The sequence below is a fragment of the Burkholderia sp. 28_3 genome, from assembly GCF_003253915.1.
In the GTDB taxonomy this organism is placed as follows: domain Bacteria; phylum Pseudomonadota; class Gammaproteobacteria; order Burkholderiales; family Burkholderiaceae; genus Burkholderia; species Burkholderia cenocepacia.
The window spans coordinates 1-19542 of sequence record NZ_QKZF01000043.1; the positions used below are offsets into that span (position 1 = coordinate 1).

Annotated in this window: 16 protein-coding genes; 10 read left to right on the forward strand and 6 right to left on the reverse strand. The window is 58.3% G+C overall.

All coding sequences use genetic code 11. From position 1 onward, the window contains the following. Positions 1-126: 126 nt before the first annotated feature. The 5 genes from DFS13_RS37995 to DFS13_RS41050 all read right to left on the reverse strand — a co-directional run bounded on the left by DFS13_RS37995 (position 127) and on the right by DFS13_RS41050 (position 7136). Positions 127-1515 (reverse strand): cytochrome ubiquinol oxidase subunit I, encoded by a 1389-nt coding sequence (locus DFS13_RS37995; RefSeq protein ID WP_012431214.1) that lies wholly within the window; start codon positions 1513-1515, stop codon positions 127-129. A gap of 152 nt (positions 1516-1667) precedes the next feature. Next, positions 1668-2225, reverse strand: a complete 558-nt coding sequence (locus tag DFS13_RS41205) for a DUF3422 family protein (RefSeq protein ID WP_309251524.1) — start codon at positions 2223-2225, stop codon at positions 1668-1670. Between the two features lie 616 nt (positions 2226-2841). Beyond that, a complete protein-coding gene (uvrB, locus tag DFS13_RS38010) occupies positions 2842-4821 on the reverse strand; it encodes an excinuclease ABC subunit UvrB (RefSeq protein ID WP_012431212.1) in 1980 nt (659 codons plus the stop codon). A 301-nt stretch (positions 4822-5122) separates the two neighbouring features. Then, positions 5123-6064: a LysR family transcriptional regulator gene (locus tag DFS13_RS38015; protein WP_012431211.1), complete on the reverse strand. Its 942-nt coding sequence runs from the start codon at positions 6062-6064 to the stop codon at positions 5123-5125. A 766-nt stretch (positions 6065-6830) separates the two neighbouring features. Continuing rightward, positions 6831-7136, reverse strand: a complete 306-nt coding sequence (locus DFS13_RS41050; RefSeq protein ID WP_223274402.1) for a hypothetical protein — start codon at positions 7134-7136, stop codon at positions 6831-6833. A 96-nt stretch (positions 7137-7232) separates the two neighbouring features. On the opposite strand from DFS13_RS41050, the gene DFS13_RS38025 reads away from it, so the two are divergent. After that, positions 7233-8297, forward strand: coding sequence for a GlxA family transcriptional regulator (locus DFS13_RS38025; RefSeq protein ID WP_012431210.1), 1065 nt, complete (start codon positions 7233-7235; stop codon positions 8295-8297). A 50-nt stretch (positions 8298-8347) separates the two neighbouring features. Here DFS13_RS38025 and DFS13_RS38030 read toward each other — a convergent pair whose 3' ends face one another. Further along, positions 8348-8542 (reverse strand): hypothetical protein, encoded by a 195-nt coding sequence (locus DFS13_RS38030; RefSeq protein WP_012431209.1) that lies wholly within the window; start codon positions 8540-8542, stop codon positions 8348-8350. A gap of 598 nt (positions 8543-9140) precedes the next feature. Between DFS13_RS38030 and DFS13_RS38035 the strand changes: the two genes are divergently transcribed. The 9 genes from DFS13_RS38035 (at position 9141) to DFS13_RS38075 (ending at position 19530) form a co-directional block, all read left to right on the forward strand. Next, entirely contained in the window at positions 9141-10355 is a 1215-nt protein-coding gene (locus DFS13_RS38035) for a glutathione-independent formaldehyde dehydrogenase (protein ID WP_012431208.1), read from the forward strand. A gap of 357 nt (positions 10356-10712) precedes the next feature. Further along, positions 10713-12323, forward strand: a complete 1611-nt coding sequence (gshA, locus tag DFS13_RS38040; protein WP_223274403.1) for a glutamate--cysteine ligase — start codon at positions 10713-10715, stop codon at positions 12321-12323. A gap of 193 nt (positions 12324-12516) precedes the next feature. Then, positions 12517-12792 (forward strand): formaldehyde-responsive transcriptional repressor FrmR, encoded by a 276-nt coding sequence (frmR, locus tag DFS13_RS38045; protein WP_012431206.1) that lies wholly within the window; start codon positions 12517-12519, stop codon positions 12790-12792. 54 nt (positions 12793-12846) lie between these two features. Continuing rightward, the gene (locus DFS13_RS38050) at positions 12847-13956 is read left to right on the forward strand and encodes an S-(hydroxymethyl)glutathione dehydrogenase/class III alcohol dehydrogenase (RefSeq protein WP_012431205.1); all 1110 of its coding nucleotides are present in this window, start codon (positions 12847-12849) and stop codon (positions 13954-13956) included. A 51-nt stretch (positions 13957-14007) separates the two neighbouring features. Further along, positions 14008-14406 carry a VOC family protein gene (locus tag DFS13_RS38055; RefSeq protein ID WP_012431204.1) on the forward strand — a complete coding sequence of 133 codons (399 nt, stop codon included), beginning with the start codon at positions 14008-14010 and terminating at the stop codon, positions 14404-14406. Between the two features lie 184 nt (positions 14407-14590). After that, a complete protein-coding gene (locus DFS13_RS38060; protein WP_012431203.1) occupies positions 14591-15931 on the forward strand; it encodes a DUF3422 family protein in 1341 nt (446 codons plus the stop codon). A gap of 68 nt (positions 15932-15999) precedes the next feature. Beyond that, on the forward strand, positions 16000-16830 hold the full coding sequence (gene fghA / locus DFS13_RS38065; RefSeq protein ID WP_012431202.1) for an S-formylglutathione hydrolase: 831 nt from the start codon (positions 16000-16002) through the stop codon (positions 16828-16830). Between the two features lie 18 nt (positions 16831-16848). Further along, the gene (locus DFS13_RS38070) at positions 16849-18168 is read left to right on the forward strand and encodes an NAD(P)/FAD-dependent oxidoreductase (RefSeq protein WP_012431201.1); all 1320 of its coding nucleotides are present in this window, start codon (positions 16849-16851) and stop codon (positions 18166-18168) included. Between the two features lie 48 nt (positions 18169-18216). Further along, entirely contained in the window at positions 18217-19530 is a 1314-nt protein-coding gene (locus DFS13_RS38075; RefSeq protein WP_021163354.1) for a replication-associated recombination protein A, read from the forward strand. Positions 19531-19542 lie beyond the last annotated feature (12 nt).

Sequence of the window (19542 nt, forward strand, 5' to 3'; positions counted from 1 at the left end):
GATCACCGTCGCTATAATCCATTGACCGCGCAACACCACCTTCCAGACTGATCACGTTCGCCGAAACGATTGATCACCATCGCCGAAATCCGCACCCAGATAACCGGAAGGTCGATTTGCATGGTCTTACTCTCCCACAACGGCATCGAGCGTGCGATTGTGCAATCCCGGATATTTGAGCGATTCGGTGCCTTCGACACCACTCGCCGGGCCCTTCTTCATCATCTTGAGCATGTAGTAGATGCCCGTTCCGAACACGAGAAAATAGACGATGACGAAGATCAGTAACGAAACGCCGGCCTGCTGTGACCCGATGGGCGAAATCGAATCGGCGGTGCGCAAGACGCCATACACGGTCCACGGCTGCCTGCCGACTTCGGTGGTAATCCATCCCGCGAGCAAAGCCAGGATGCCGGACGGCCCCATGCAGAACACAAACCATTGAAACCAGCGCGCTTCGTAGAGGCGCCCGCCGCGACGGAGTATGAGGCCTAGCACGGCAGTCAACAGCATCAACATGCCAAGACCGGCCATGACGCGGAACGTCCAGAATATGATTGGCGAGAACGGGCGATCCTCCGGCGGGAACTCCTTGAGTCCGCGGATTTCGCCATTCCAGCTATGCGTGAGAATCAGACTGCCGAGATGTGGCACCTTGATGGCGTAACGCGTCACTTCGGCATTCATGTCGGGCAGACCGACGAGATTGAGCGCGGTGCCACCGTGCTCTGTCTCCCAGAGCCCTTCGATCGCGGCGATTTTCGCGGGTTGATACTCACGCGTATTGAGACCGTGTGCGTCGCCGACAAAGATCTGAACCGGAGCGAGAAGAAGCAATATCCATAGCGCCATCGAAAAGCTGCGTTTGACCGGTACGTCACGCCGCCCGTGCAACAAGTGCCACGCTCCGCAAGCCGCAACAATAAAGGCGGCCACGATAAAGGCGGCGATCGTCATATGCGCCAGACGGAACGGGAACGAAGGGTTGAAAATCACTTTCCACCAGTCGACGGGAACAATGCGGCCGTTCTGTATTGCATAGCCCTGCGGTGTTTGCATGAAACTGTTCGACGCGAGAATCCAGAAGGTCGAAATCAGCGTGCCGATCGCGACCATCAATGTGGCGAAGAAATGCGCCTTCGGGCTCACACGGTTCCAGCCGAACAGCATCACACCGAGAAATCCCGCCTCGAGAAAAAACGCAGTCAGGACTTCATAGGTCAGCAACGGTCCCGTAATATTTCCAGCAACCGTCGAGAAGCCACTCCAGTTCGTGCCGAACTCGTACGCCATCACGACGCCTGAGACCACCCCCATGCCAAAACCTACCGCGAAGATTCTCGACCAGAAGCGGTACATATCCTTATAAGCCGCGTCGCCCGTGAGCAGCAAGCGCCACTCGAGAACGGCGAGGAAACTTGCCATGCCGATGCTGATTGCCGGAAAGACGATATGAAACGAAACCGTGAATGCGAACTGCAGCCTGGCGAGATGGAATGCGTCAAAGATATCCATGATTGTTTTGAACTCCTGGTGACGACTTTATTTGCATGTCCAAGACATTCCGGCCGGTAAAACAGTCCTCCGGCAGTACTACCCCGAGCGGGTAAGGCGGGCTTCCCGCCGCACGCGCGACGTGAACGGGCACAGACTTGTAGGAGGATGTACTACTCATGCAGTGGGTCATCTGGTTGACGTCTCCACTCCCGCGAGGACTGTTGATTACCCGGGCTGCCACGCCCCAGGTTCCTCTTGCCAATGCCCGGTGCTCCCCGGAGGATTTCGCAATGGCGATCTTCCTCGCCCGACTTCAGGTCATGCAGTGGAGACGCATGCGCCCGGGGAGCAATTCCCAGGCGATCCGACAGGGAGTCCATCGCTGCATAGTCCCGGCTTAAATCCCCCTCGGTCATAAACGCGAACTGCAGCAGGGTTCGCGGAACTGCAATGAGAGGATACGGGCGCGCATGCAGCTCGCCGACGGCCGCGGCCCGATCCTCGTGAGCCGGCATGCCATATACGGTCGGGGACGCCTGCTGGGCCGCTTTGGCTAGAACTGGCTCGTTCATGATGACCTTGATTTTTCGTCGAAGCGAAGCGCTCAGGCCTCGCGGTACGTACCTTTTTGCCTGGCTACGTTTATAGCCGGCGCATCCATCAGCCCGGGGCAGACAGTTGCAGGGTTCCAGCTGGAGTTCCTGCCGACAATTGTCGACCGGCGTCATGCACGAAGGTGGCGTTGCCGCTTTCAATCCCCGAAGACACGAATGCTGCGAAGCCCGGCGCGGACCAGCCTTGTTGCGGCGAGAGCTTGATGTGAACGAAGTACGGACGCATGAAGCTGGCTCTGATCCACCGCGAAGCGGTTGAAACCCACGCCGCGCTCGCTTATTGCAGCCAGCATCAACCCTTGGAGTGTCAGTGACCGAACGTCGACCTTCGCGCTTTGAGCTACATATGCGCTACATGTCTATCCACGTCGACATTAACGGCCCGTTCTGACTTCGTCAGAAGATGAAAAATCGCATTTAACTTGCAACAGGTCAAACTCGAAAATTCTATGATTTGATAGCCCGCACCTATCATCGCCCTTCGGACAGGTCATTAGACAATTCATGTGGCCTGAATCGTGCCGTTTGAACCGCCACGGATCCACGGCGAGTCTGCCGAGTGAGCACGTCCTAAGGGTGTTTGGGAGTGCCGACCCTGGCCAGCTAAATCCTGAAGATGTCCGGCTGCGCAAGCGTAGCCTGATCTTATGAGATTATGCAGGGCACGCCTGGTCGGCGAGCACCTCCCGGCACTCGCCAAATTCGATATCAACCCTCGTTAAAGCAGCGACTACATGAAGATAAATTGACGATAAAGCCCGTTCAACTGATCGCGGGTATCTTCAATTTTCTTTTCGTCACCAGCATCCGTGAATTCAAGCAACCTCTCCTCCTTTTTCGTAATCTGGTCACAGAGGTCTGAAAGATTTTTACAGAAAGCCACCGAATGAACCGAAGCGTTCTCTTCCGGTTCAACGTGTTCGGAAGCCAGCTTTCGCACAGACGAAGCTGGCACGATTCCGTTTTCTTCATTAAATTCGATCTGCTTCTTTCTTCGGCTGCCTGTCTCATCCATTGCCTGTTTCATCGCCGGCGTGATGCCATCGGCATACAGGATCGCCCGGCCTTCTTCGTTGCGGGCAACGCGGCCGATCATCTGGATAAGGGCCTGTGCCGAGCGCAGGAAGCCTGCATGATCCGCATCGAGAATGGCCACTAAAGCAGCCTCCGGGATATCCAAGCCCTCCCGCAAAAGGCTAATCCCGATCAACACATCAAATTCCCCCTCGCGAAGCCCATTTATAATTTCTATGCGATCTTCGGTCTTTATGTCAGCGTGCAGATACCGGGAACGAATGCCCCGCTCTGTCATAAAATCGTTGAGCTCCTCGGCTGCTCTTTTTGTCAGCGTGGTGACCAGGACCCGATTTTTGTTTTTCACGCATTTTTTTATCTCGACGAGCAGATCGTCTATACATCCATCCGTTGTCCGCACTTCCACTTCTGGATCCAGCAACCCGGTCGGCCTGATAATTTGGCTAACAAATCGGCCTTTCGAAATCGCCAATTCGTAGTTTCCGGGGGTCGCCGAAACAAAGATAGTCTGAGGTTTGACCTTTTCAAATTCCTCAAAACTTAACGGACGATTGTTTTTTGATGACGGCAGCCGGAAGCCGTAGTCGATCAGCGTATCTTTGCGACTCTGGTCACCCTTATACATTGCCGAGATTTGCGGGACCATCACATGGGACTCGTCGACAAACAGCAGGCCATCCGTTGGCAGATAGTCGAGCAAGGTGTTTGGGGGCAGCGCAGGGTCCCGGCCGTTCAGATAACACGAATAGTTCTCCATCCCGGGGCAATAGCCAAGCTCCCGCATCATTTCGACATCACCTGTAATCCGCTCGTACAATCGATCCGCTTCTACGAGCCGGTTTTCGCTATTGAGCTCAGCAACTCGCGCTTCCATTTCTGCGAGTATTTTGATCGTGGCCGAGTTGACCCTGTTCCTGGGTGTTGCAAAAAGCGTCTTCGGAGAAACCAGATAATGATCAATTTCCCCCAATTGGGCTCCCGTGGCAGGATCTATCCAGTGAACGGATTGCACAGAATCATCGAGCAACTCCACGCGGACGGCCCTATATTCAGAATCCGCCGGAAAGATGTCAACTGCATCGCCTCTAACCCGGAACGTCCCGCGCTTGAGCGTGCGTTCGACACGCTCGTACTGCAGTCGAACGAGGCGACGAATGAGTTCCCTGGGTCGGAAACTAATTCCTCGAGACAGCGCAATCTGCAGTTCGCGATACCCATTGGGATCCCCGAGTCCATATATTGAAGACACCGAAGCGACGACGATCACGTCACGACGTTCAATCAGAGACTTCGTCGTGGACAGGCGCAAGCGTTCAAGATGATCATTGATCGCCGAGTCCTTCTGAATAAAACGATCACTGCCCGGCATATACACTTCGGGCTGAAAGAAATCATAGTAGGAAACAAAGAATTCAACCGCATTTTCAGGAAAGAACTGCTTCATCTCCTCGTAAAGCTGCGCCGTCAACGTCTTGTTGGGAGCCAGCATCAAGGTCGGACGATTGAGGCGGTGAATGACGTTTGCCATCGTAAAGGTCTTGCCCGAACCCGTGATGCCCTTCAAGGTTTGGTGCTTCGCCCCTTCCTCTATACCTTCTATCAGTCGCGCTATCGCTTCGGGTTGATCACCTGCCGGAGTATAGGCGGAGTGCAAGATGAAAGTACCAGTTGGCATTGGAAAACCTCCCTGTTGAACATCGCGAAGCCAGAGTATCCCGGCGAATGGGGTCATGCTAATCCAGAACCGCTTTCCGGCCGACGTGGAAGCACCCGGCTCATCGGAAACGTTTCGGCGCGCCGCCCGAATGGCTGATCTCAGTGTATAGCACCGCTGCCACGCGGGTAGGCTGTCCGCCCCCCCGCCCCCTAAGGCCGCACCAGCGAGCACCGGGGTTAGCATCCCGTAGATGGGTGTACGCCCATCGGATCCCGAGACAGGCCGTCACACGGCTTCGGGTTTCCGCGGGCGCACGCTCCTAGCTGGGCGTACCACCCTTATCCTGAGCAGCCTTCGGACGTAGACTCCGATGAACGCCAAGAAGCGCTTGAATGGGCGCAACGACTTCCGGGCTGTGAACCAGCTCGAGCAGAGCAGTCAGCGGGTCGGATTTCAGGCGGTGTTTAGCAGCGACAAAGCCGACGCTCGCCTGAGAACCCGGTCCTGTAATGGCAAGCGCCCGAAGGTGTGGAATCTGTTTCAGCCGCGCTGCCAGAGATTGGGGTAGCACCGTCGAATATCTCCCTGAGGCAACATGCGCCGCGAGAACATCAACCGAGTCCGTATAGATCGCTCCGGCGCACAGCGACAACTGGGCTTGAGCGATCTCTGGAATTGATGAGTTCAGAAGGCAGAGTCGCAGCTTTACGACGTGATCCCACTTGATACTCCGTGGTCGCGTTTGACGACTGGCCTGGAAAAGAAAGATTCGTTCCCGATAGAGCAAATGGGTATCCAGGCTCTTGTCGTGAAGGTCGTCGAGATATCCCAGCGCGATATCAAGCTCGCCGTCACTCAAGCCAGAAAATAAACTGGGCGCACTGCCGGTAATGATAGATTGCTCCAGGAGTGGCATCTTTTCAGCAAGCGCCACACTGAGAATGGGAGCAACGGCAGAAGTCCCGGGTAGTACGCCAAGGCGGAACTGGCCCTCGATATCATGTTGAAGCGCCGACAGGTCCCGCTTGAGACCTTTACAGTCGTCATGCATCTGTTGCGCCCAGGCCAAAACCAGCATACCTTCCTTGGTTAGCCCGTCATAGCGCTGGCCGTGTCGCACGATCTCGGCATCCAGATCCTTTTCTAACTGCCTGATACCGGCGGAAAGGGTGGGCTGCGAGACATTGCAGCTTTTGGCTGCTTTACCGAAATGGCCTTCGCGGTTCAAGGCAATCAGGTATTCGAAATTTCGTACGATCACGTATGCCTCTTGGGGTGACTTTCCGCGGAACGCCTTTCGGCAACGATAGCTCTCATTCTGTGTACACGTATTTTCTGTGATTTCCCTCTTGGCGATTGAGGGGAATGCTGGGAAGCGAGGAACCTGCACCTCAGGACTATACAATTCGGCGACCACGAAGCCCGCCACAGTGCACATCTTCGTATGGCTGGACGTGGCCGTCACGTCAATCTGACGGCTCCGTCGTAGGCTATATGGCTGCCAGCGGGCTTATGCCTTCGGTTTTGTTGGCGATGTGTCGACAGCCCGATGGCCGATTCGCAGATCGGCATGACTCCGGAAGGGATGCTGCTAGCCAGCGCAGTCGCCCGGGAACCGTTGTATGAATCGCTCCCGGAAGTAGAAAGATCGGGCGCCCTGACTACGGTTGCCTTTACGCGAAGGCATGAAGATGGATGTCGTGTGGCCAGATCATCACAAAGGCGATTGTGAAACTCGCGCGTATCCCAGGTCGATTGAATGAGGCTAACAGAGACGCTTCCCAAACTCACGCTTTAAGCAACTTATTCCGCCGTGAAGCTGTAGACGGCGAGCTTGTTACCGTCGGGGTCACGGGTGTAGGCAGCGAAAGCGTTCGGTGCGCAGCCACGCGGAGCAACCGCGCCTTCGTCAGGGCGGCCCAGCGACAGCGCGGCGTCATGAAATGCCTTGACTGCCGAACGGTTCGATGCCTTGAAGCTGACGGTGACGCCATTGCCGACGCTAGCCGGTTGACCATTGGCGGGCTTCAGGACGAAGAAGCTCGGCGTGCCGTCGCCCAGATCGAACCGATGTCACCGGAAAGATCTGCGCTACGCGACCAGCCCAGGGTCTTGAGAACCTTGTCATAAAATGCGCGTGCTTCGGGCAAGTTGTTGGTGCCAACCGTGACGTGGGTAAAAGTGGTGATAATCCTATTCCTCAAGGAAAGTAGCGAAATCAAAGTTCTACTGGTGCCGTCGGTCCGCGTGCTGGTGTTGTAAGCGAATCGGCGAGATTGCAAAGCGATCTGTCCGGGGCAGCCTGGCAATCCACTGCGTGTCAGCGAAGCCATCGGGCTGTCTATGCACATTCAGCAAGACCAAGTCTATTGGCACGTCACGGACGATTTTGGCCAAGTTCCTTCCTGTCAATCACGTGGAGTCGTGAAATGTTTCCCCTTTTGCATGACGGTCAACCCGTCATAGAGTCCGGCGGTTCCGATTCTCGATGCGCCACTGCGTCGGCGGGCAGCCATCAGGTGCATCTCGTCATCTACCCGGGCTTCAAGTTGATGGAGGCGGTTGGCCCGGTCAGCGTGCTCAGCTATGCGAACCGTCATCTGGCGTTGCAGGGGGATTCGAGGCGATACGAGATTCATATCGTGGCGCCGCAGGCCGGACGTATTCCCTCGGACACGCTGATCTCGCTTGAGGCAAGTGCTGGTTTGCCGGAGCGTGAGGCGCTCTCGACGGTGCTGGTCGCTGGCGCGCTGGACATCGAGACAGCGGTCGCGCGCGAAGCCGGGCTGGTCGACTGGTGTCGCCGGCGCGCAGCTTCAGCGAAGCGCTTCGCCGCACTGTGCTCGGGAAGTTTTTTTCTGGCGAACGCTGGCGTATTGAGTGGGCGTCGTGCTGCCACCCACTGGAGTGTTGCAACCCTGCTGCAGCAGCGGTTTCCCTCGGTGGAGGTGGACGCAGATGCCATCTTCATCCAGGAGGGCAACATGTGGACCTCGGCAGGTGTAACTGCCGCGATTGACCTTACGTTAGCGTTCGTTGAGCAGGACTTCGGTCGCAACCTTGCGCTGACCGTAGCCCGGGATCTCGTCATCTATCTGAAGCGGCCGGGCGGGCAGTCACAGTTCAGCGATCTGTTGAACAGCCAGATGACGGCTGCACCGGAGATACGTGATGTGCAGAGCTGGGTGATGTCCAATCTGAGCAAGCCCCTGCAGTTGGAGGATATGGCCGACAAGGCGGGAATGAGTGTTCGCAACTTCACCCGCCTGTTCAAGGAGGAGGTCGGAATATCGCCGGCCAGCTATCTGGTTCGTGCGCGTTGTGAGCGGACCGCGACGTTGCTGCTCGACAGCGACCTGCCCCTGAAGACGATTGCCTCGCGGGTTGGTTTCCCGACCGAAGAGCAGATGCGCAAAGCATTCGTACGTCAGTTTTCGCTCACGCCACGTGCCTATCGGGCACGCTTTAGCACCAGTAGCCTGAAGAGTGCATGAGCGATGCCCTTGCGTGGGGAGCGACATTAAGTTCCCGCTGGTGAGCTACCTTAGCAAACCGGGTGGCAACCGTGGCAGCAGAGAAGCGAGCGGGAACGCGATACCACGGCTTGTGCGCTACGCGCCGCGACAATAATTCCCACCTGTCCCAGATTGAAATCACGCTCGACCAGAAGTTCCGTAAAGGCAGCGAGCGGCAGCACGACTGAGGGGTGGAACAAGTGGGCTTTGACCAGGGCTTTCATTTTCGACTCCGTCATTGGAAGGCCGCACAGGATCAAACTCGAGCGAGTGGTTGCTGGTTCGCGATCAGCGGCAGGATAAGAAACACTTTATTGGATTAGTGCGGACGATTCTGGACAGAAATCCCGTCGAAGAATCAATTGGATGCGTGCAAACCCTGACTACGCAATCGGGTCCGCGCACGTTGGTTGACGCGCCCGGACGGGACGCCGCAACTGATGGGGCTGCACAGAGCTCCCCCACATCAGGACAATCGGGCGTCACAGGGCGACCGGAATCGCGGCCCGCCCCGTAATTCATGGAGCGCTGGCCGGTGTATGCGCTCGTGCCCGCTTCGCGAAACGGCACGATCCGCGCCGGCCCAGTGACCCTGATCGCCCGTTCAAAGGGCGATGATCGATGTGTTCTATCAATTCATAGAATTTTCGAGTTTGACCTGCTGCGGCGAAGATGCGATTTTTCACCAGTAACGAATTCGGAACGGGCCTTGAATGCGCGAGCCTGGCACCTGTCTATTTTCCAGAGGATCGCACCACAAAGTCACGACCGTCATTTGTTACGACCGGCACCTTAATGCACTTAACGCAGGAGGTAAGCGAAATGGCTCAACCTGGTAACAGAATCGTCACTTTCGAAAAGCCGATGGAAATGAAAGTTAACACTTTCAAGTTCCCCGAACTCATCACTCCCCAAGGAAAAAGCGCACCTCACGGAGCGATCCTCAAGATCGTCACGACAAACATCTGTGGTAGCGACCTTCACATCTATCGAGGCTCCTTTCCGGTGCCCAAAGGGATGACGATGGGTCATGAGATGACCGGCGAGGTGATCGAAGTTGGGTCGGATGTCGAGTTCATCAAAAAGGGCGATGTCGTTTCCGTTCCGTTCAACGTGGGCTGCGGCCGATGTTACAACTGCAAGCACATGCGTTCCGAAGTTTGCGAAAATACGAATACCGACGTCGACTGCGGCGCCTATGGGTTCAACCTCGGCGGCTGGACCGGCGGACAGGGCGATTACCTGTTCGTCCCTTATGCCGATTTCAACCTCCTGCGCTTTCCTGACAAGGACGCAGCGATGGAGAAGATCCGCGACCTGACTCTTCTCTCCGACGTGCTGCCCACCGCTTTTCATGGTTTCGCCGCGCCAGACTGGCCCGCAGCGCCAGCATATATCGTGGGCGAGAATGTACTGATCTTCGGCGCCGGGCCGGTAGGACGGGCAGGCGCAGCGTGTGCGAAGCTGCTCGGAGCCGGGGCAATCGTCGTTGCCGATTTCATCCCGGAGCGGCTGGATCTTCTCAAGCCACACGGTATTGAAACGATCAACCTCTCCGACGGAACACCGATTGAAGATCATCTCGAGCGCATTACCGGCCATCGGGAGGTCGATCGCGTCATAGACTACGTCGGTGTCGACTGTCGCGGCTTCGGTCCAGACGCGGGCAAGATCGTGGAGAACGCGGTCACAAACGCGATGCTGAAATATGTCCGGGCCGGTGGAACGACGAGTACCGTCGGTGTTTACTGTGCGAATCCGATTTCCAAAGACGCGGCAGCGAAGGCAGGTCATATGGATCTGGAATGGTCGAATGCATGGATCAAATCGCCGCGCATGGCGGCCGGCCAGTCCCCTACCGCGAACTACAACCGGGCATTGATGAGAGCGATTCTGAACGACCGGATGCCCTATCTCACCCCGATGATGAACATCAAGTTCATCAAGCTGGAAGATGCTCCGCAGGCGTACAAGGACTTCGATGCCGGTTCGGCGTACAAGTACGTCATCGACCCGCACGGTTCGGTCAAGCATTAATGTTCTAACAAAAAACGTTTCTTATCCCGTAGTCGATATTTCAAAACCCCATGACCCGTCGCGCAAGCATTGCTGCGTGGATGAGGAGACCAATACTTTCCAAAGGGTGACCCGCTTTTAATATTTCACATCTGCCGACTTCCCTTGTTCTATACTGGTGTATAGTATACGAAACGAGGCTGTCGCAGATGTGCTTACGGTATGTTGCTTCCCGTAACCCGTACCTTAGCTTTCGACGCGGCTCACAGCAGTGTTTTCATATTTTGCTAGCCGGCTCGCTTCATCCGTTGAAGAGCCTATTGACCCAGGGAACCTCTGCTGTGGCCTATCTTCGAATCGTACCGGTTGCATACGCACGTGGACCTGATCATGTATAGCGCCCCACTCCGTCCTGGGCTCGACGTGCTGCGCGATCACATCCACCTGTTCAATGCGTGCCACCGGGGCGTAGAGCGTGAATGTCTGCGCGTGACCGGCGATGGACACCTCTCTCTCAGCCCCCACCCCGGTGGCCTCGGTGCTGCGCTGACTCATCCGCAAATCACCACCGATTATTCCGAATCCTTGCTGGAGTTCATAACTCCAGCGCTTGCAGATCCGGTGCGAACGCTCGAAAGCCTCGATGATCTGCATCGTTCCACCTACGCAAACCTTGGCGATGAATTCCTGTGGAGTTCGTCCATGCCATGTGCACTGCCTGCCGAGGAAGAGATTCCGATCGCCATGTATGGAACCTCGAACACAGGCAGGCTCAAGCACGTCTATCGGAAAGGCCTCGCTCTGCGCTACGGGCGTACCATGCAGTGCATTGCCGGCATTCACTACAACTTCTCACTGCCGCAGGCGATCTGGCCGCTGCTTGGTGGTGGGAATCGCAGGGAACGCACTGACCGCGACCTCAAGTCCTGGGTTTATATGGGGCTGATCAGAAATTTTCACCGCTACAACTGGCTGCTGCTGTATCTGTTCGGAGCCTCGCCTGCAGTAAACGCTGACTTCCTGCGCGGTCGTCGCCACGAACTGGAGAGGTTAGACGGTGAAACCCTGTACCTCCCTCATGCCACGAGCCTGCGGATGAGTGATCTGGGCTACCAGAGCCATGCCCAGTCAAGCCTAGCGCCCTGTTACGACAGTCTGACGGGCTACATCGACGCGCTGGTAATGGCGATGGGCACGCCTTATCCGTTATATGGGCAGATTGGCACGCATCGGGGGGCGGAATGGGTGCAACTCAACACGAATATTCTGCAGAGTGAGAACGAGTTCTACTCGAACATCCGGCCCAAGCGCGTCGCCCGCGCTGGAGAGCGGCCTGTAGAAGCGCTAAAGGACCAAGGGGTGGAATATGTCGAGGTGCGCAGCCTTGACATCAACCCCTTCCTGCCGTTGGGCATTGATGAGTCACAGGCGCATTTCCTTGATGCGTTCCTGTTGTTCTGCGCCTTGCGTGAGAGCCCACTTTTGCGTGACGGAGAATTTGCGCAAGGGGTTGCCAATGGGCTCACCGTAGCCAGGGAAGGTCGTCGTCCGGGACTGGTATTGCAGCGTGGAGCCCAATCTGTTTATCTGAAAGATTGGTCCAACGAATTGCTCGCCGACATCGCGCCACTGGCTGAAATGCTCGATTGTGCAAAGGGTGGCGGCAGCCATCGTCAAGCCCTCGCGGCTCAAAGCGCGAAGGTCAACGATCCGTCGCTCACGCCCTCGAGCATGATGCTGGCGACAATGAGCGAGCGCGGTGTGAGTTTCAACCGCTTCGCGATGGATCAAAGCCGGCTTCATGCGGAGTCTTTCCGCAAGCGTCCGCTGCCTGCTGACAGGCTTATGGCCTTCAGGGCGTTAGCGGACGCATCGCGGGCCGAACAGGCGCGCCTTGAAAAAGAACAGGCGAGCGGCTTCGACGCATTTGTGGGCGCCTTTCAGGGGAGTCTCCTGTCGCTCTCCGGTGACCACGCGACCCTGATCTAACTTTGCCGGCGTCCGGGATTGGGCAATTACGTCAGGTACGCAGGGTTGGAGGGCGCCTGCGCGCAGGAGTGTTCCGTCTTCGAACTCGATGGTGGTTGCGCATGACTCCGGTCGGTCTTCAAAATCGTTTCAGTTGCACTAGATACTATTGGGTAGTATAGTATGTGAACACTACCACCCGGGAAGGGATCTCATGCCATACAGCCCCAAAGAGAAGAAGCAGGCGCTTACGCGTGTTCGACGTATCCGAGGGCAGGCAGCGGCTCTCGAACAGGCGCTTGAAGACAATGCCGAATGCGCTGCCGTTCTTCAGCAACTGGCAGCCATCCGGGGTGCAGTCAACGGCTTGATGGCAGCTGTGCTGGAGAGCCATCTGCGAGAGGAGTTCCCGGATAGTGGAACGACGACCGATTCGCAGAAGAAGTCCATCGATGAAACGATCTCTATCGTACGGTCCTATCTTCGTTAGCCCCCGCCACGGCGGCGGGTCCTGAAGATTCAACTCAGTAAAGGAAGCGACATCATGAAATCACGTGCAGCAGTTGCCTTCGGGCCCGGAAAGCCGCTGGAAATCGTCGAGATCGACGTCGAGCCGCCGCGCAAGGGCGAAGTGCTCGTCAAGATCACGAACACCGGCGTTTGTCATACCGATGCCTTCACCTTGTCGGGTGATGACCCCGAAGGTCTCTTCCCGGTCGTGCTGGGCCATGAAGGCGCGGGCATCGTCATGGAGGTGGGTGAAGGCGTGACCAGCGTGAAGCCGGGCGATCACGTCATTCCGCTCTACACCGCCGAATGTGGCGAATGCCTGTTCTGCAAGTCCGGCAAGACCAACCTCTGTGTCGCGGTTCGCGCGACCCAGGGCAAGGGGTTGATGCCCGATGGTACGACCCGCTTTTCGTACAACGGTCAACCGCTTTACCACTACATGGGCTGCTCGACCTTCAGCGAATACACGGTAGTCGCCGAGGTATCGCTGGCCAAGATCAACCCGGACGCGAACCCGGAGCACGTGTGCCTGCTCGGTTGCGGCGTGACCACCGGTATCGGCGCCGTTCACAACACGGCCAAGGTGCAGCCAGGCGACTCGGTAGCCATCTTCGGCCTCGGCGGTATCGGTCTCGCTGCGATTCAGGGCGCACGCCAGGCCAAGGCGGGTCGCATCATTGCCATCGACACCAATCCGGCCAAGTTCGAGCTGGCCCGTACATTCGGCGCGACCGAATGCCTCAACCCCAAGGACTACAACAAGCCGATTCAGGAGGTCCTCATCGAGATGACCGGCTGGGGTGTCGACCACACCTTCGAGTGCATCGGTAACGTCAACGTCATGCGTTCCGCACTGGAAGCGGCTCACCGCGGTTGGGGGCAGTCGATCGTCATCGGCGTTGCCGGTGCCGGCAAGGAAATCTCGACCCGTCCGTTCCAGCTGGTCACGGGCCGTGTCTGGAAGGGTTCCGCTTTCGGCGGGGTCAAGGGCCGCACCCAGCTTCCCGGCATGGTGGAAGACGCAATGAAAGGCGAAATCGATCTCGCCCCGTTCGTCACCCACACCATGGGTCTCGACGATATCAACGAAGCCTTCGATCTGATGCACGAAGGCAAGTCGATTCGCACGGTGATCCACTACTGATTCACGGATCACGAACTATCCATTCAACACCAGACATCAAGGAAACTCTCCATGTCCACTCCAGTTATTTCCGGTGACGGCATCTTCTCGCACGTCTTTCTCGGCGCCGCCGACGTTCAGAAGTCGGTCGCGTTTTACGACGCCGCTTTGGGTGCTCTCGGCATCAAGAACCTCGGTCCTTTCGGCAGTGGTTGGGTGCTTTACGGTCGCGACAAGCCGGCCTTCATCATTGCCCGGCCGGGCAACGGTGAAGCGCCGTCCAGCAATGGCGTGACCGTCGGCTTTGCCGCCGCCACTCCCGCCGAAGTGGATGCCTTCCATGCCGCCGGCCTTGCCGCAGGCGGCACCGACGAGGGCCAGCCTGGCCCGCGTGGTCACCTGCCGGGTGCCTATGCGGCCTACCTGCGTGATCCGGCAGGCAACAAGGTTTGCTCGTACACCTTCGTCTGAAAGCAAGGACGCTGAGAGTCTTCCAAAGGAGCCGGCACAAGCCTCTATTCGGCTAGCGCATTAGCCAAACCGGATAGGGCGTGCCGGCTCACGAGGCTCGGCCCGCAGCCGTGTACGAAGTGCACGGCTGCGGGCATTTACCGCAAAGCGTAATGCTTTTCAGCCAATGGGAAATGAGGTCGTTATGAAAGAGCTGGCCAACATCAATATGACGACCGCACAACCCGCCTCGACCGCCACTGTGTACGGCATGCCGGCCTATGCTGATCGTGCTGCAGCCGTGGGTGAAGTGCATGCGCGCCCGCATCTGTTGATTCAGGCCCCCCGCGGCATATTGCAGTTCGCCTTCATGACCGAAGGAGACACCGCCAGGGACCAGGCAGCGATGAGCGAGTTGTCTCATCGCTTCGGCGTTGCCGAGCCCGACCACGCTACGCCGCTTCACGGCTTGACATGGGATGAGGGAGACCTGCACTGCGAAAAACACACCGAGTTCTCGACGTATCTCTGGTGTGCCGCGCTGGATCCCGAGACCGGAGAGCCATGCGGCGAAAATCCGTTCAGGCACGGCTTCGTTCCTCCCGGCCCGGTCGTATCCGGCATACGTTTGAGACTGCTTCCATGGACGCCGGAAACGGAGAAGGAGGCCGATCGCTTTGATCCTGCCAGTCTGTGCTACTCGCTGGTGGAGAATGGTTCTGCCGCCATCCTGACCGACTTCCGCCAGGGTGAGGACGGTCTGACGCATATCCTGATCCTCTCACGCGATTTGAACCCGACGCGCGCAGGCGCGCTGGCCCAACGCCTTCTGGAGACCGAGACCTATCGGACCCTGGCGTTGCTGTCCCTGCCATTAACACGGTCGATGACGTCGGAGTTGCGGCGCATGGAGTCGCGACTCGCGGCGATCACCGACGAGATGTGTACGAGTCTGGTGGGAAGACGCGACAGCGACGTTCTTCTTGCCGAACTGACCCGCCTGGCGGCTGAACTGGAAGCCGGCGTTGCGGCAAACCTCTATCGCTTCGGTGCCAGCCGCGCCTACTACGAGATCGTTGAGGAAAGGCTGGAGGCGCTTTCGGAAGAGGTTGTGTCCGGGTACTGCACCTGGCGCGATTTTCTGCAGCGCCGCATCGCCCCGGCGATGCGGACATGCCAATCCGTGAAGGAGCGTCAGGCCAAGCTCTCCGACAAGCTGAATCGGGCCATCTCGCTTCTGCGCTCCTGGATCGACGTCGAACTCGAACGCCAGAACCGGGACCTGCTGGCGTCGATGAACAACCGGGCGAAGATGCAATTGCGCCTTCAGCAAACGGTCGAAGGCCTGTCGGTCGCGGCAATTTCCTACTACGTCGTGAATCTTCTTGGCGATGTCGTGAAGGGCATTCCCGGCATTCACGACATCGTGGAACCCGACTCCGCGGTTGCGATCCTCGTGCCCGTGGTCATGCTGGCGATCTGGTGGACCGTGCGCAGGATCAGACACGCCCACGGCGATCCGGCAGCGGAAGAAAAGTCTTCCTGAGGGGCCCTGAGGGGCAGCCATCCTGGCGCGCGATTGCAGCGCCATTCGTTTGAACATAGGAGAACAACATGGAACGCGTCGAACATCACGCCAGCTCTGATGGCTGGCAGGACGTCTATCAACACGAATCCACGACACTCGGCTGCACGATGAAGGTCGGTGTCTACCTGCCCCCGCAGGCGCAGCACGGCAAAGTGCCGGTGCTGTACTGGCTTTCGGGCCTCACCTGTACCGAGCAGAACTTCATCACCAAGTCCGCAGTCCAGCGCTACGCGGCCGAACATGGCATCGCCGTCGTCGTACCGGATACCAGTCCTCGCGGCGAAAGCGTTGCCAATGATCCTGCCTACGACCTCGGACAAGGGGCGGGTTTCTACGTCAATGCAACCCAGGCTCCCTGGGCTGCGAACTACCGGATGTATGACTACGTCGTGCAGGAGTTGCCGGCGCTGATAGAGGCTCACTTTCCCGTGACAGCGGAACGCAGCATCAGCGGCCATTCCATGGGCGGACACGGCGCCCTGGTCATCGCTCTGCGCAATCCGGGCCGTTATCGGAGCGTGTCGGCTTTCTCGCCCATCGTCGCCCCCACCGAGGTGCCCTGGGGACACAAAGCCTTCACGGCTTACCTGGGCGGCGATCAGCAAGCGTGGAAGCAGTACGACACCGTGGAGTTGATTCGCACCGCCCAGGAGCGTTTGCCATTGCTGGTGGAGCAAGGCCTGAGCGATGAGTTCCTCGAGAGCCAGCTTCGCCCCGAACTGCTGCGCAAAGCATGCGAAGAGACGGGTCACCCGCTGACGCTAAATCTGCGTCCGGGCCACGATCACAGCTATTACTTCATTGCCAGCTTCATTGGCGAGCATATTGCACACCATGCATCAGCGCTGAACCGCTGAGCGAAAGGAGATCAGGTCATGATAAAGACCTCTGGAAACCGGCATCACGTCGTCATCATCGGAGCCGGCTTCGGTGGGATCGAAGTTGCCAACCAGCTTGCCGGCACCGAGGTCGACGTGACCATCATCGATCGGCGCAATCATCACTTGTTCCAACCCTTGCTCTATCAGGTTGCGGGGGCGTCTCTCTCGACCTCGGAGATCGCCTGGCCTATTCGCTATCTCTTTCGCAATCGACCCGAAGTGAACACGTTGATGGCCGAAGTGGAGGGTGTCGATCAGGACGCGCGCGAGGTTATTCTCAACAATGGTTCGCGGCAAAGCTACGACACGCTCGTGCTCGCGACAGGTGCGACCCATGCCTATTTCGGGCATGACGAGTGGGAGCCTTTCGCACCGGGGTTGAAGACGCTGGAAGATGCCACGACCATTCGAGGACGCATCCTCGCTGCCTTCGAAGAAGCTGAGCGCACGAGCGATCCTCAGCAGCGTGCTGCGCTGCAGACGTTCGTCATCATCGGTGGTGGCCCTACCGGGGTCGAACTGGCCGGAACCATTGCCGAACTTGCGCGAGACACGCTGGCACGCGACTTTCGCTCAATCGACCCGAGCACGTCGCGTGTCGTACTGATCGAGGCTGGCCAGCGTCTGCTGTCCGTCTTCCCGGAGGATCTTTCCGCCTATACGCGCCAGGCGCTCGAGAAGCTCGGCGTCGAGGTCGTACTGGGTACGCCAGTCACCGGGTGCTCGGCCGAGGGCGTGGTATACGGCGGCACGCCTCTTTCGGCCAGGACCATCGTGTGGGCCGCCGGGGTCCAGGCGTCTCCCGCTGCCCGCTGGTTGAGCGCTACGTCTGATCGTGCTGGCCGGGTGGTCGTTGGGCCTGACCTGACGGTGGCTGGCCACCCGGAGATCTTCGCCATCGGCGATACGGCTTCGTGCACCATGCCCGACGGAAAGCCTGTACCGGGCATCGCCCCGGCGGCCAAACAGCAAGGCAAGTACGTCGCCAGCCTCATTGGACGGCGCCTGAAGGGCAAGCCCGTTGACGGACCCTTCAAATACCGGCATCAGGGGAACCTGGCCACCATCGGCCGCAGCCTGGCGGTCATTGATATGGGGCGGGTGAAGCTGCGTGGTGCCTTTGCGTGGTGGATCTGGAAGCTTGCGCATATCTACTTTCTGATCGGCACGCAAAATCGCCTGAGCGTCGCCTTGAGTTGGGTATGGAACCACAGCATCGGCTATCGGGGCTCCCGCATCATCATGCGTGCGAGCACCGACAGAGATCGCACATCAGCGTCCATGACGTTGGGTAAATCCGGCCACCTGGATTAAGGCGCTCACGTTATCGAAACAATTCGCAAAAATGCCAGGGAGATGAACTTGACCGATCTGTTCACGACCAAACCCAAGCCTCCCTTAGCCGAACTCCTGCGTCCCAGGACGCTGGACGAATTCGTCGGGCAGCGGCACCTGCTGGGCGCCGGCAAGCCGCTGCGCCTCGCATTCGAGGCGGGCAAGCTGCATTCGTTCATCCTTTGGGGACCACCAGGCGTGGGCAAGACCACCCTGGGGCGTCTGGCCGCCAGTGCAACCGACAGCCGGTTCATTGCCATCTCGGCCGTGCTTGCCGGGGTGAAGGACATCCGGCAAGCCATCGACGAGGCCCAGGCTGAACTGGACAACCATGGTCGATCGACGGTGCTTTTCGTCGATGAGATCCATCGCTTCAACAAGGCGCAGCAGGATGCCTTGCTGCCCCATGTCGAGTCGGGACTTCTGACTCTGGTGGGGGGTACCACCGAGCATCCCGGGTTGGCGGTCAATTCCGCACTGCTCTCGCGTGCACAGGTCTATACCCTCGAACCGCTGTCCGGCGACGAACTGCAGCAGCTCTATGAACGCGCGCGACCGCATCTCCAGGGCGTTACGCTGGACGCCGACGCGCTGGACCTGCTCAAGGGCTTCGCCGATGGTGACGGCAGGCGTTTCCTCAATCTGCTTGAGCAGGTGACGAATGCTGCATCGGGTGCTGGCAAGGCGGTGGTCGACGCAGCATTCGCCAGGGTGTCCACCAGTCCGTCGCTGCGCAGGTTCGACAAAGGCGGTGACGAGTTCTACTGGCAGCTCTCGGCTTTTCACAAGTCGTTGCGTGGCTCCGACCCGGATGCAGCCCTGTATTGGCTGGCCCGCATCCTCGACGGCAGCGGAGACGTCAGCCAGGTGACCCGTCGCATGGTGGTGATGGCCAGCGAAGACATCGGTAACGCCGATCCGCTGGCATTGCAACTGGCACTCAACGCCGCGCAAGCCTACGAGAGGCTGGGTTCTCCCGAGGGCGAGATACCGCTTGCTCAAGCGGTGACCTATCTCGCCCTTGCACCCAAGTCGAATGCTGCCTACACCGCCTGGGATCAGGCGAAGGCATTCGTCAAAAGCAGTGGCTCCCAGCCTGTGCCCCTCCATCTGCGCAATGCGCCGGCGAAGTTGATGAAGCAGATGGGATACCGGGAAGGCTACCGCTACGCGCACGACGAGCCCAACGGCTACGCCGCAGGACAGACCTATTTCCCGGAGGGTGTGACCAGGCCGAACTGGTATCAGCCAACGGACCGAGGTGCCGAGCGCACGATGGGGGAACGGCTTGCCTTTATGCGCTCGCTCGACGACGCGGCGGCGCGGGGGACGGACGCCTGACCGATCCCCATC